The following is a 13,698-nucleotide window of genomic DNA, read 5'->3' as shown; positions in this document are numbered from 1 at the left end:
ACGTACAAAGGCAGAATTCTAGCTATACTAATTCTGCCTTCATAGTCAGATTATTTACGGCAATCCGGTAGAGACTCTTAGGCCATATTCCTAAGGATATACGAAGGTTCAATCTCTATTCACATTTTTAGCACGGATTCATTTTATCAATGAGCTATACACTGGTCAAGAATTGATTTGCTGAAGTAAGCGAATCCAATGTTTTTTGTAATGTTCCCAACTTTCACTACTCTTTTTTCGACCATAATAGATACGTTCGTATTCCTCTGTTAACCTAAGCATATCATCGCCTCCAAACGAAGCATCTATTCGCTTGGCATACTCCCTTAGGGTCTCCCCGTCTTGGCGTTTATATCCAATGTACCCAAGAAGCCACAAGAGTCTTCCGTAAGCTCTCTCAAAGACTCCTTCGTAATTTGACTTATGCTTAAACTGCGTTAAAACTACTATGCGTGCAATCTTTTTATGATAAATCAAGATCACGATCGCCAAAATGAGTAAAAAGAATATCGCCAGAAGCGCATTTGAAGAAACATTCGGACCTGCTGTTTCGTTCGCACTTGAAGCAGCCTCTGACTCCTCCGCATCTTCAAGCTCTGCAAACACATCTTCTATATCCCGATCTTCTTGTTCATTCTCTTCTGCTAGCTCTGTCTCTTCATTTCCCTCTACTTCAGGTTCATTGAATTCATAGGCAGAATCGAACCCTCTAGTTGGCTCAAAAGGAACCCAGCCCACTTCAGGGAAATACACTTCAACCCAAGAATGCGCATTTCCATTCGTCACTTCATACAGTTCGAGTCCGTCATCTAGCGTATCCACCATTTCCCCTTGAGTAAATCCCTTCACCCATCTGGCAGGTATGTCAATTGAACGAAGCATGACAACCATTGACGTTGAAAAGTTATCACAGTAGCCTCTTTGAGTTTCAAATAAAAATTGATCGACATAGTCTTGGCCTTCATCAGGAACCGGCACATCCTCTGTTTCATAGGTGAAATCCGGGCTCTGGAAATATTGTTCAATCGCTTTGGCACGGTCATATTGGTTGGTTTGATCTTCTGTTAGTTCCACAGCTAACTCACGCACTCGATCAGGTATGTCTTCCGGCAGCTGGGTATAGTAATAGTCAATGTCATCACTTATATTTTCACTAGCATTTCTTAAACCTTCAATATCATATTCTGGATGCGCATATTCGATTAAATAGGTCGACAGTTCAACTGGCGCACCATTACGAAATGTTGCTGCACGCTCTGTATATTGATCCTTCAGAAGCTCAGCATCACTTACAGTTGAGTAGGTAAGCAACGTGCCCGGATAGAACAAATGCGGGTACATTCTGGCGGTTTCCCCGTTAAAGAAAACTTCCGTATCTCGTTTGAAAAACGTCGCTCCCTCGGATTGAAGATCTTCTAAGACCGGTTCTTCTGCAGGCTGTTCAGGAGTTGTTGTCTCCCAGCCTCTACCCGTATAGAAATCTTTCGTTTCTCCTCGCCAATACTGTCCTTCTTCCAGCGCGGCATAAAATAACGGCGAATCATCTTGGACAAACCCTCCGCCAAGCTGCTCGTCATTATCTCCATAACCGATTCGCTGCTCGCCTTCACCACCCTCTGCGGATGGGTCTTCAAGCCCTACGGCGGCACGAACATATGGGATCGGGTCATCCCACTGCGGTTCGGGCTTTGGTGAGAGAAAACCTAAAATACTTGCGCTTGTAATCAGGGCAACGAGTAAGAGTCCGATCTTAAGCGGCAGAAAGGATGGGACATGGTTAAACGTTTCTTTCTCCATCATTCGATAAATAGCTAGAAGGCCTAACAGCAAAAAGCCAACTATAAACGTTCTCATAATCGCATAGGTTGCATCATACATAGTGAAGGTATCGATTACGGTAATATAAACAACTGTAAAAACGAGGAAAAACAACCCTCGCCTTGCATAAATAGTCCAATAAAAAAGCAGGTAACTCATAATCGCTAACAACAAAAAGAAGAGAAAACTGCGAAAAAGATCTGTTAAGGCATACCACTGCCCCGAAATCATATAACCGCCATTGAGCCAAAAATCAGCAAGAATAAGCTTGATCCACTCTGTTGTAAACAGCGGACCTTCAAAAAAAACGAGGAATAATCCATATGCGGTCACGATCACTTTCACTGGCAAGGAAATATAGACTGGCAGCTGTAAGAAGGTCACTACGAAATAAATGGCCGTAATCATAATAAAGATATCAATAAAGCCCGTGTTTGTAATATGGGGCAGCGGCCATAACCACTCTAGCAGCAGAATAAAACTCATCGCATATAATAAGAGATCACGACTTATATCTATTTGCTTTTTTTGCATAATTAACTTCATCGCTTCACACCACCAATAGGTAAAACATGAACCTTAATTCCTTTTTGTTTAAGCTTCTGTGTCATCACTTGATCCCTTAGGTCTTCTGTATATAAAACAACATGAGGTGAGATCTTCTGTTCCTTCATGACAGTTAATGCTGCGATTAGCTCTGCGTTAAGTTCAGCTGACACGACATAGACGTTTTTCCCTCTCCAATCACGATAGATTTTATGGATAGGAGGTGGTCCAGACTTTTCAGGCTCTACTTTAGCGAGCAGCTTTAGTGCAAGAGGAAGATTCGCTTGCGTCATTTCGTACGACTGCCAATTTACCGAACGTATGGAGAAAGAAGCATTAGTACCCTTTACTACAGTAGCAATAAGCGATGCAGAAAGTTCAACGGTCTTCTCAAACGGTTCACTAGATGGCTGTCTCATATATGGTTCAAATAGGACAACCGCCCCGTCATTACGGAACGTTTCAAACTCTTTAGTCATTAATTGCGAAACTCGGGCTGACTGCTTCCAATTAATGCTTGTCAAACGGTCTCCTGGTGTATAGCTGCGTACACCTGCTAAAGAACGCTCTTCTTCAAGAGATTGATCAGGCCTAGTTCCTTCTTCAATTTGAGAATGGTCGGCCCTTGGCATACTATTTAACACCTTAAAAGCAGGGTAAACGATAAAGGTGGATTCAGAATCAACTTTAAACTTCTTTTCAAAGAGGCCAAAAAGGTCACCAAACGACAGTTCCGTTTTTGTTAATGTATGCTCACCGCGTTTTACACCTTTAATCTTGTAAGTAAAGCGAAGCTCATTAGAAAAGGAAAAGAAAAAGAGTGCGCTATATGAAGTCTGGCTTCCGATATTGTTTGGGACAATATCTCGAACCCTTACATAGAAAAAAGGCTGGAAACGACTTTTCTTTAAGATGACCTCCACTTCGATAGAGTCTCCTGAATAAAGAACAGTAGAAGACAATTTCCTCTCCACTTTAAACCCTTTTAAATTAAACAGACCGACAAGTACCGTTAACCCAATCAACGTTACAACGCTGTAAAACAGAAACCAACTAACAAATCCCCCTTGAAACATCGCATAGGCATACGTTCCGGCAACGATAAGCAGAAGAATAATAAGCTTTGTAATGGTCCCTAGCGCTCTAAACATTCTCTCAATCACAGTGTAGCCACCTTGTCACCTGTTACAGGTACTCTTACTTGCCCAAGGATCTCATTGACAATTGATTTAACCTCTACATTTGACATCTTAGCCTCGGGACTTAAGATCATTCGGTGTGACATCGTCCATTCCGCTAAATGTTTGACATCATCAGGAAGGACAAAATCACGGCCTTTCAGTAACGCATAAGCTTGTGCGGCTTTCATTAAAGCGATCGCTCCACGAGGACTTACGCCAAGTTCAACAGCTGCATGCTTTCGTGTAGCTTGTACTAAACTGATAATATAGCCTTTCACCTGTTCATCTACTAAAATACCAGCCGTTCTCTTTTGGATATCTAGTACGTCTTCTATAGACATTACTGCTTCAACTGCATCAACAGGGTGACCAAACTCTACTCTCCGTAATACTTCAAGCTCTTCTTCAGCTGTAGGATAACCTAGTTCGATCTTTAATAAAAAGCGGTCTAATTGTGCTTCTGGTAAAGGATAGGTGCCTGCGTATTCTACTGGATTTTGTGTGGCCATGACAAAGAACGGTGATGGAAGACTAAGAGTATCTCCATCAACAGTCACACTCCCCTCCTCTAGAGACTCTAAGAGAGCAGCTTGGGTTTTAGGAGACGTTCGATTAATTTCATCAGCGAGGACAATATTTGCCATAATCGGACCTGCTCTAAATTCAAATTGCTGAATTTGTTGATTATAAATAGAAACCCCTGTCACATCAGAAGGTAAAAGGTCCGGTGTAAATTGAATTCGTTTAAAATCCGCTCCAAGCGACCTGGCAATGGCTTTAACCATAACGGTTTTACCAACTCCAGGGACATCTTCTAGCAAAACATGTCCACCAGCAAATAAAGCGACTAAACTTAATTCAATTTCTTTTCTTTTTCCCACTACGACCCGTTCAATATTTTCAATCATTCCATCTATTTTAGCGACTAGTTCCTGCATGCAGCTTCCTCCGTTCAATTATTATTTATTTATAATTCTATTAATAAATGAATTAAGATTTTTTCAGTAGAAAACAGACAGCTATATTAAGGAATTTATTTAATAACTTATCTTATATTCATCATATCATCTCTAGGTCTATTAGGTCCCTACATTTGTTTTACCAATATGGTTTATCCATTTTGTTATACCTATAAAAGTCGGATTTCAAACCACTGGATAACGATAAAAAGAGCCGCACGGCAGCTCTTTACAATACTTAGTAGTAATACCCATAAGGCAAGTACGGGTTATAGTAGATTGGATATTGATACGGCCCATATCCATATGGCTGATACAGCGCACTGCCAAGAAGTCCGCCTAGAACTCCGCCAACAAATGCACCGCCGCCAAAACCAGGCCCCCAGTAAGGCCTTCTTCCTCCCCATCCAGGCCGGCCGCCCCAGCCTGGTCGTCCTCCCATAGGTCTCCTCATATCTTGAAATTGATGTGGATTCACATTGATTCACTCCCTAGTAAACTGTTCACTCTTCCCTTTACCATATGCACTCATCTATAGGTCAGTGACAGGGGTTCTGCTCAATAGGTAAAAATAGGTTTTTATTGCCAGAGATAAAAAGTATGATAGAGATACAAAGGGAGGGACATGCAGATGAAGATACGTTATGCAACAGAAGAAGATGCACCAGAATTGCTTAAATTATTTAAAGAATTAGATGCATCAGAGATGATGCTTTATAACCCGGGGGAGAGAAGAGATAGTATTGAGCCAATTAAGTCGATGATTCATCACTTATCAAAGCCTCAATCCGCTCTCTTTGTAGCAGAAGTTGAGCAACAACTGGCGGGATACCTCACTGTCCAAGCAGGAGGTTTAGAAAGAATACGGCACCGTGCCTATATTACCCTCGGTGTATCAGCATCCTTCCGCGGGATAGGTATTGCCTCGGCATTGTTTGATTCCCTCTTCACCTGGGCTGCCGACCATCAAATAAGCCGGCTTGAATTAACTGTTATTAAGCATAATAAGCCGGCATTTGATCTCTACCGTAAAATGGGGTTCGTTCTTGAGGGAGAGAAAGTTCATTCTCTAATCATTAACGGAGAGCCAGTTAATGAATACTACTTATATAAACTGCTGTAGTTAAACAAACGTTTAATTAATGTTCCTTTATGATAAGACCTAAAATTTTCGCAAAACCAATTGCTTGCTCGGGCGATATGATACAGCCTTCTAATTGATCAATTGAAACTGTGAGGTTATCAAACGAGCAAGTACTGAGATCAACACCTTGGAGGCTTGGTCCTGAAAGATTTGCTTGGTCCATCTTACAATGAGCAAAAGAGGTATGCTTAAACACCGCTTCATAGAAATCTGCTCGATTTAATAATGTGTGTTCAAAGGCAACCCATTTACAATTGGCAAATCCAAAAGCAGAGTAATCAGCTTGACATCCTTTGAATGTTGTATGCCGAATTGTACTACCCGACACATTCATCCCTAATAATTTACAATCCCTCCATTCAACATGGTGAATAATGCTATCACTAAGATCAACATTTGAGAGGTCGCACTTATAAAATTCTACATCTACTAATTCAATCTGACGAAACGAACAGGACTCAAAGGTCACCCCTTCAAAACGCAGTTTCTTAAAAGACAGCCTCTCTTCTTTTATCCCTTCAATTACTTGATCCTTTATTAGCCCGTTCTCTATTCTCTCTTCTTCCTCTAAAAGGCTTGGGTCCCATTCTAATTCTTCAAGACGCGGCGGGAGATCAGGCCTTTTTATTTTCGGGGCCTTCTTTACCTGCTTACTCATTTTCCATTCCACCTTTTTGATGCAACGTCATCCATTCATCAATCGTTACAGATTTCACTTCGCCTGCCGCCGCGTCAACTTGGAAATATTCTTTTATTTCTTTCGAAGCACTCGTTATATAGTGATGCACTTGCATAATCTGATCAGAGTCTTGAGCTGTCCTCTCTACCCAAGCAGGAAATTTATACGTCTTCTTCTTTAATTGACTTTGGACCTCAACCATCCCCTCCTCAGCTAAATACTCTTTCCATTTTGATACACTCAAACTAGCAACATGACTTACATCTCGTAACTTTTCAAAGGTATTAAGATACTCTGCTAACTCTTCCTCTTCAGGTGCTACATTATCAATCATGAGAAATAAACCGCCTGGCTTTAAGACCCTGGCAGCTTCTGCAATGTATTGATCAGGATTAGGAAAGTGATGCGGGGCAATTCGGCACGTTACAAGGTCGAATGTTCCCTCTAAAAACGGCAGATCTTCCGCATCGGCTACCACGTAGGTAATATTTGAGAATGATTTTTTAAGATGATTTGCTGTATTGGCCAGCATTGCTTTTGTTAAATCCGTCGCAAACACTTCTCTTACGTGCGGAGCAAGAGATTTCGCCACATGCCCCCCCCCTGTTGCAATATCAAGTGCGACCCAATCTGCCTTAGGCTTAATCCACTGAACTAGCTGCGGGAGATCTTCCCCCTTAGCATGGGACTCACTCGCTACATATTTCTCAGCATTAGCACCAAATTGCTTCATCACTTCTGCTTTTTCCTCACTGCCTTTTCGATCTTTCATCTCTCTTCCTCCCTTACAGTTAACACTTCTTCCATACTTATACATTCCCTATAAATTAGATAAATCCTTTCTAAAAAATCCCCTGCCATTTGATGTGACAGGGGATGTAGGTTATCCAAATTGAGCGTAATGAAGACGGCTGTAGATGCCGTTACTATTTAATAAGTCTTGATGCCTTCCTTGTTCTGCGATACCTTCTTTGGTCACAACCATAATGCGGTCAGCATTTTTTATCGTTGCTAGACGATGAGCAATCACTAATGTCGTTCTCCCTTTTGAAAGCTCGGCTAGTGATTCTTGAATCGCTCTTTCTGTTTCTGTATCGAGGGCTGATGTTGCCTCATCTAAAATTAAAATCGGCGGGTTCTTTAAGAACATCCGAGCTATAGCAAGACGTTGCTTTTGTCCGCCAGAAAGTTTTACTCCGCGCTCGCCGATCACTGTGTCTAACCCGTTAGGCTGTGTCTTAATAAACTCATCTAACTGCGCTTTCCGAGCTGCACTTAGTACCTCTTCATCGGTTGCATCCAGCTTGCCGTATACAATATTTTCTCGAATCGTCCCTGAGAATAAGAACACATCCTGCTGGACAATTCCAATCTGTGAGCGTAATGATTCTAGGGAGATTGAACGAATATCTCTTCCATCCACCTCGATGCTGCCTTTGCCTATTTCATAAAACCGGGGAAGTAAGCTGCACAAGGTTGTCTTACCTGAGCCTGATGGACCAACAAAAGCGACCGTTTCTCCTGATCGTATCGAGAAATTTATTTTATTTAGAACGTTTTCCAATCCCTCATAACCAAATGAAACGTCTTTGTAGGCAATATCTCCTTTAACCTTAATAGGCGCTGCTTCTTTAGAATCTTCTATGTCTGGTCTCGTATCTAAAATTTCTGTATAACGTTTGAAACCAGCTATGCCCTTAGGGTAACTCTCGATAACTGCATTAATTTTTTGGATAGGACCAAGCAGTACATTTGATAATAAAATGAAGGCCACAAACTCACCGTAAGTAAGACTTCCATTTAATACAAACCACGTTCCGAAAACGAGTGTAAATAATGTGACCATCCTCATTAACACATAATTGGCTGTAATATTTTGAGCCATAATTTTGTAGGACGTTAATTTCGTACGTCGGTAGCTTGAATTATTTTTTGCAAACTGTTCCTGCTCATGTTTTTCGTTAGCAAAAGCTTGAACGACACGGATGCCCCCAATGCTGTCTTCCACTCTTGCATTAATATCCGCCACATCGCTGAACATCTTTCTAAACGTATGAGTCATTTTTTTATTGAAGTGAATGGCTAAGCACATCAACAGAGGAATAACTAGAAACGAAAGAATAGCAAGCTTCCAGTTAATCGTAAGCATAATAACAAAGGCTCCGGCAAGGGTCATTAAGGCTACAAACACATCTTCCGGTCCATGGTGAGCAACTTCCCCAATTTCCTCAAGGTCTTTTGTCAGTCTTGAAATAGAATGACCCGTTTTGTTGTTATCGTAATATCCAAACGAAAGCTTTTGCATATGTTCAAATAATTTGCTGCGCATATCCGTTTCAATATTGATTCCAAGCATATGACCCCAATATGTAACGATGAAGTGCAAACCTGTATTGATCAAGTAGATAACTAAAAGGCCTAAGCAAGCCCATAAAATAATCGTCCATTCACCCCCAGGCAGGAGCTGATCAATGACATAGTTAACGGCCAACGGAAAAGCTAGTTCTAGCAAACCAACAAGGACAGCGCATGAAAAATCTAAAATAAACAGCCACTTGTACGGTTTATAGTATGAAAAAAATCGTTTTAACAAGACTTCACTCCCCAACTAAATGACACACTATTTCTTAATTGATAATGATAATCAATTATAATTAAGTTTTAGTAATCTTTCAATAGGCAAAAGAAAAAGCATTAGGAATGACCTAATGCAAAATTAATTAAAACTCCATTTTCATTGCTTGGATAAAAATGTTGATATACTCATCATAATTAAAATCCATTGCAATTTGAGCACCCTCTATGGACGCTTCTTCTTCAGCAGATAGAGGTCTAAAATCCGCTACACTTAAGCCTCTTACACTAGGATCATCGACAACTGTTACTTCTCTTTCCACAAAATCAAATAATTCTGGGTTGGTCAGAGCAACCAATGTCACTACATCGTGAAAAGGAGCCCCCTCAATTCCTAACACAAGCTCTTGATAGGCTTCTGCGTAATAATCGTAAATGGGTCTTATAAGGGGAGTGAAGGTGTTATATTCTTGGTCCGTAATCTGATCTATAATTTCATCCGTTAAGATGGCATAATTCGTCACATTTAATGGCACAATGGTTAGATTATGTGCTCTTGTCGCGACAACATTTGCAGCAATTGGATCACCGAAAAAATTCGCTTCAGCAAGCGGAGTTACATTGCCAGGCACAAGAAAAGCTCCGCCCATTACATAAAAGGCTTTAACTTTATCCATCACATCCTCGCCGAGAATAAAAGCAGAGGCTAATGATGTTTGCCTCCCAACATCAACAATGACTAACTCTCCTTCGTATTCATCGATGATTGAAAAAATAAGAGAAAAATTCTCTAATGTGCCGCTTATCGTATCTGGAGGTGTGATCGGCCCTAACCCTTCTTCCCCATGTATTTCAGGATAATAGACAGCCATTTCCCCTGATAGAGGGTAAGCCGCCGCACCGATTAAAGGAACATCAAGCCTCCCTGCAAGATCAAGCAAATAAGCGGCATTATTCGTTGCTTGTTCTTTATCAACATTTCCGTAACTAGACACAATTCCTACTACTTCAATATCAGGATGAAGCAACGCGAACATAATGGCTACAGAATCATCTATACCCGGATCACAAAATAAGAGCACCTTCTCCATCTTAGATCACCTCAATAGTATGTATATACACCCTGATTCAGTTTGAGTCCGAAAGTTCGCTCCAATAAAAGCAGATAAGGAAATCAACACAAAAAAAGAACAAGCCGTTTGACCTGTTCTCTCATTAGTCGTCTTTTATTTTTTTAATAAACTTAAGTCAACTTCGGGGACAAGCCCTTCTGCCCCCGCTCGTCCAAGCAGACTGGCTACAGCCTTTAACCCTTCTTCTCCAAGGTCTTGAGTAAATGAATTTACATATAAATCAATATGTGACTTGGCCACTTCATAAGATAACTCTTGGGCATGCTCCATGATATATTCAATAGAGGCCTCTGGGTTTTCCCATGCATAGTCGACAGAAGCCCTCACCCACTTTGTAACCTCTTCCTTGTTAAGAGATCGATGAGCGATAATAGCGCCTAGAGGAATCGGAAGCCCTGTATCTTGCTCCCACCACTCACCTAAATCAACTAACATCTTTAAATCAAACTCTTGATACGTAAATCTTGCCTCATGAATGACAAGACCGGCATCAATTTTGCCATCACGTACAGCTGGCATAATCTCATGAAACGGCATAACGACAATTTCATCTAAGCCTTCAGGGATCGCTTCGGCAGCCCAAAGCCTGAATAATAAATAAGCAGTAGACCTTTCACTTGGTACCGCTACCCGCTTCCCAGCTAAGGAAAGTGGAGATTGATCTCCCCCTGCCGTAAGCAATAAAGGTCCGCAGCCTCTGCCAAGTGCGCCACCGCATGGGATAAGGGCATACTCGTCTAAAACATACGGAAGCGCAGCATAAGAGATTTTCTGTATCTCTGGTCCAATCCCCTCAGCTGCCCAATAGTTCGTTTTATCAATATCCGCATACGTTACATCTAATTTAGGTGCCTCAGGAATCTTTCCATGAACAGCTGCATGGAAAACAAATGTATCATTAGGACACGGGGAAAATGCTATCTTCATCATACTACCTCCGAAATGGTTTTACTCGCTTCTTCTAAGCTTAACAGCGCCTCTTTTATTCTCCAAGCCTCACGATCTCTAGGACCGATTGCATTCGATATCGTTCTCATTTCCATAAAAGGAACCTCACATAAAGCACAAGCGCTCGCTACACCAAAGCCTTCCATTGCTTCAGCAAGAGCATCCGGATACCTCTCCATTAATTCAATTGTACTTTCTTTTGTTCCAGTAACTGTAGAAAGAGTGAGAACCTCTCCTTTATTTACAACCAGCTCTGTTTGCTCTAATGCTTTGTATACAGATAATAAAGCAGGCCTATCTACATCCAAAACACCTGATCCAAAGCCTAGCTCATCGATAGTAAGAAAGCCGCTGTCTGATTCAGCACCTAGGTCTGCACAAATCACTTGTTCTGCTAAAACGACTGTGCCAATTTCTGCACGCCCAGTAAATCCGCCTGCAATCCCTGCATTAATCACTAATTTATACTTTTCACCAGCAAGCTTAAAAGCAGTCGCCGCTGCTGCTTTGGCCACTCCTACTCCAGCTGTTAGAATATCAATATTTTTATTATCTCCAATCCCTCGCTGCACAGCTTCTTTCTCTGCGTCAACCGAGACCACAATTAATATCCGGCCTTCGTCGCTCATCTATATCCTACCTTTCGATTTTATTGCTATCTTTTTAAAGCTACCTCTTTATATCTAGTCTAAAGACTCTTTTGAAAAATAGCCAGTAGTCGCCTTTATATAGATGAAACTCTTATTATTAATGGTTTCCTCCCATTTTTATTTCATATCGGCTATGAATTGAGTAAGGGTCCACTTATTTAAACACAAAAAAGACTATTATCATTCTCAAGTCTAAATAATCTAATGATAAAATAGAATAAATATTAGTAAACATGGATAAAGCGGGAACTCCGCAATAGTAAACATGAAAAAGAAGTGTATTTTTTGATAGGGGGGGAACAATGCAACATATTAAAGACACTATTAAAGAAGTTGTATATGCGATCATACCACTGTCACTAGTTGTTATTATATTGCAGTTTACTATAATAGGTATGCCCATGGAGATGTTTGTTCAATTCTTAATTGGCGTTTTGATGGTATCGTTCGGGTTAATTCTGTTTTTACTTGGAGTACATGTGGGGTTGTTGCCCATTGGTGAAATGATAGGATCTGCTTTACCTAGAATGGGTAAACCTTGGATTATCGTTTTTTTTGGATTTTTACTTGGATTTGTAGCAACTGTTGCGGAGCCAGATGTTCGAGTGCTTGCCATTCAAGTTGATCTAGTTTCAAACGGTATCGTTTCAAGTAACATTCTAATTTACACCGTAGCTTTGGGTGTGGCTATCTTTGTCGGCTTAGCTATGCTTAGAATAGTATTAAACATACCTATAACCTATCTTTTAATAGGTGGCTATGGATTGGTATTTTTATTAGCTGCTTTCACCCCTGCTCACTTTGTTCCTATCTCTTTTGATGCTGGCGGAGTAACGACAGGGCCGATGACCGTACCATTTATCCTTGCTTTAGGAGTAGGGGTTGCATCTGTCTTAAGAGGGAAGTCTGCTTCATCTGATGGATTTGGATTAGTAGCACTAGCTTCAATAGGACCTATTTTAGCTGTATTAGTATTAGGGGTGATTTATGGATGACTTTAAACATATTTGATGGCTTCGGGCATGTTTTATATGAAGTTGCCTTTGCACTTATTCCCCTGCTCATATTTTTCTTATTCTTTCAATTTTTTATTTTGAAGCTTCCAAAAAAGAAATTGCTAGATATACTAAAAGGGATGATTCTTACTTTTTGGGGACTCGCTTTTTTCCTTCAAGGTGTACACATCGGATTCCTCCCTGCTGGAGAAATGATGGGAACGTTAATGGGGCAACTGGATCATTTATGGATGTTGATTCCAATAGGTTTTCTTTTGGGATTTGTGGCCACGTTTGCTGAACCAGCGGTGCGTATATTAAACCATGAAGTTGAAAAAGTATCAGGTGGTTATATCCCTAAGAAGGTCATGCTTTATACATTATCAATCGGTGTTGCTATCTCCATAGCATTATCCATGTTGAGAATCATTGCAGGTATTCCATTATGGTACTTTATTATACCTGGGTACCTTATCGCATTGATCCTCATCAAATTTTCAACTCCAACATTTACAGCTATTGCGTTTGATTCAGGAGGCGTCGCAACGGGGCCAATGACAGTAACATTTATTGTAGCCATGTCAGTTGGAATAGCCACTGTTTTAGAAGGTCGTGACCCTTTACTTGATGGGTTTGGAATGATAACATTAGTCGCTCTTTCCCCTATCTTATCAGTACTAACCTTAGGGTTGCTTTACGGAAGAAAGGAGAAAGAAAATGAACAAAAAATTAAATCCGAAGCATAAATTGCTTGTTACAATTGTAAAAAAAGGTATGGCTCAGAAAGTAGTTAAAGCATCCAAAAAAGCAGGTGCTGAAGGGGCTACCATTATATATGGCAGAGGTAACGGTATTCATGACAACCAAAATCTACTTGGATTCAGCGTAGATACAGATAAAGAAGTTATATTTACCCTGATGTCTAAAGAAAAAATGGATGCAATCATAACAGCAGTTGAAAACGCAGGCAAATTAGATAAACCTGGTAGCGGGATTGGTTTTGTCGTTGATGTAAAAAGATTCGCTGGAATTGTACACTTACTTAAGAGTCAAGATTAAGGTAAGTATTCA

At 40.7% G+C, this 13,698-nt stretch carries 14 protein-coding genes and 1 riboswitch; of the genes, 4 read left to right on the top strand and 10 right to left on the bottom strand.

Annotated elements, in window-relative coordinates:
* Nucleotides 1–22 precede the first annotated feature (22 nt).
* Nucleotides 23–124, bottom strand: a riboswitch (purine riboswitch).
* 41 nt (nt 125–165) lie between these two features.
* The 4 genes from PQ478_RS01865 to ymaG form a co-directional block, all read right to left on the bottom strand.
* Complete coding sequence (locus tag PQ478_RS01865; protein WP_289235640.1) at nt 166–2,364, bottom strand: transglutaminase TgpA family protein; 2,199 nt, start codon at nt 2,362–2,364, stop codon at nt 166–168.
* Entirely contained in the window at nt 2,361–3,527 is a 1,167-nt protein-coding gene (locus tag PQ478_RS01860) for a DUF58 domain-containing protein (protein WP_289235639.1), read from the bottom strand. Before PQ478_RS01860 ends, PQ478_RS01865 begins: the two co-directional genes overlap by 4 nt.
* Nucleotides 3,524–4,483 (bottom strand): AAA family ATPase, encoded by a 960-nt coding sequence (locus PQ478_RS01855; RefSeq protein WP_289235638.1) that lies wholly within the window; start codon nt 4,481–4,483, stop codon nt 3,524–3,526. Before PQ478_RS01855 ends, PQ478_RS01860 begins: the two co-directional genes overlap by 4 nt.
* A 259-nt stretch (nt 4,484–4,742) precedes the next feature.
* Nucleotides 4,743–4,982: an inner spore coat protein YmaG gene (gene ymaG, locus PQ478_RS01850; RefSeq protein WP_012957336.1), complete on the bottom strand. Its 240-nt coding sequence runs from the start codon at nt 4,980–4,982 to the stop codon at nt 4,743–4,745.
* A gap of 153 nt (nt 4,983–5,135) precedes the next feature.
* On the opposite strand from ymaG, the gene PQ478_RS01845 reads away from it, so the two are divergent.
* The gene (locus tag PQ478_RS01845) at nt 5,136–5,627 is read left to right on the top strand and encodes a GNAT family N-acetyltransferase (RefSeq protein ID WP_289235637.1); all 492 of its coding nucleotides are present in this window, start codon (nt 5,136–5,138) and stop codon (nt 5,625–5,627) included.
* Between the two features lie 16 nt (nt 5,628–5,643).
* On the opposite strand, the gene PQ478_RS01840 is transcribed toward PQ478_RS01845, so the two are convergent.
* The 6 genes from PQ478_RS01840 to PQ478_RS01815 form a co-directional block, all read right to left on the bottom strand.
* Nucleotides 5,644–6,306: a pentapeptide repeat-containing protein gene (locus tag PQ478_RS01840; RefSeq protein WP_289235636.1), complete on the bottom strand. Its 663-nt coding sequence runs from the start codon at nt 6,304–6,306 to the stop codon at nt 5,644–5,646.
* On the bottom strand, nt 6,299–7,099 hold the full coding sequence (locus tag PQ478_RS01835; protein WP_289235635.1) for a class I SAM-dependent methyltransferase: 801 nt from the start codon (nt 7,097–7,099) through the stop codon (nt 6,299–6,301). The genes PQ478_RS01840 and PQ478_RS01835 overlap by 8 nt, the downstream gene beginning before the upstream one ends.
* 111 nt (nt 7,100–7,210) lie before the next feature.
* The gene (locus tag PQ478_RS01830; RefSeq protein WP_289235634.1) at nt 7,211–8,920 is read right to left on the bottom strand and encodes an ABC transporter ATP-binding protein; all 1,710 of its coding nucleotides are present in this window, start codon (nt 8,918–8,920) and stop codon (nt 7,211–7,213) included.
* Between the two features lie 127 nt (nt 8,921–9,047).
* The gene (locus PQ478_RS01825; RefSeq protein WP_289235633.1) at nt 9,048–9,992 is read right to left on the bottom strand and encodes a nucleoside hydrolase; all 945 of its coding nucleotides are present in this window, start codon (nt 9,990–9,992) and stop codon (nt 9,048–9,050) included.
* 135 nt (nt 9,993–10,127) lie between these two features.
* A complete protein-coding gene (locus PQ478_RS01820; protein WP_289236923.1) occupies nt 10,128–10,961 on the bottom strand; it encodes a 1,4-dihydroxy-6-naphtoate synthase in 834 nt (277 codons plus the stop codon).
* On the bottom strand, nt 10,961–11,611 hold the full coding sequence (locus PQ478_RS01815) for a futalosine hydrolase (protein ID WP_289235632.1): 651 nt from the start codon (nt 11,609–11,611) through the stop codon (nt 10,961–10,963). The genes PQ478_RS01820 and PQ478_RS01815 overlap by 1 nt, the downstream gene beginning before the upstream one ends.
* 323 nt (nt 11,612–11,934) lie before the next feature.
* On the opposite strand from PQ478_RS01815, the gene PQ478_RS01810 reads away from it, so the two are divergent.
* The 3 genes from PQ478_RS01810 to PQ478_RS01800 are packed head-to-tail and all read left to right on the top strand — an operon-like array spanning nt 11,935 to nt 13,686.
* Entirely contained in the window at nt 11,935–12,627 is a 693-nt protein-coding gene (locus PQ478_RS01810; RefSeq protein ID WP_289235631.1) for a DUF1538 domain-containing protein, read from the top strand.
* Nucleotides 12,624–13,373, top strand: a complete 750-nt coding sequence (locus PQ478_RS01805; protein WP_022629472.1) for a DUF1538 domain-containing protein — start codon at nt 12,624–12,626, stop codon at nt 13,371–13,373. Before PQ478_RS01810 ends, PQ478_RS01805 begins: the two co-directional genes overlap by 4 nt.
* Nucleotides 13,345–13,686 carry a P-II family nitrogen regulator gene (locus tag PQ478_RS01800; RefSeq protein ID WP_289235630.1) on the top strand — a complete coding sequence of 114 codons (342 nt, stop codon included), beginning with the start codon at nt 13,345–13,347 and terminating at the stop codon, nt 13,684–13,686. The genes PQ478_RS01805 and PQ478_RS01800 overlap by 29 nt, the downstream gene beginning before the upstream one ends.
* Nucleotides 13,687–13,698 lie beyond the last annotated feature (12 nt).

Source organism: Alkalihalophilus pseudofirmus (genome assembly GCF_029094545.1).
GTDB classification, from domain to species: domain Bacteria; phylum Bacillota; class Bacilli; order Bacillales; family Bacillaceae_D; genus Alkalihalophilus; species Alkalihalophilus pseudofirmus.
Note: the sequence above shows the minus strand (reverse complement) of the source record. Positions and strands in the feature narration are given on the sequence as shown.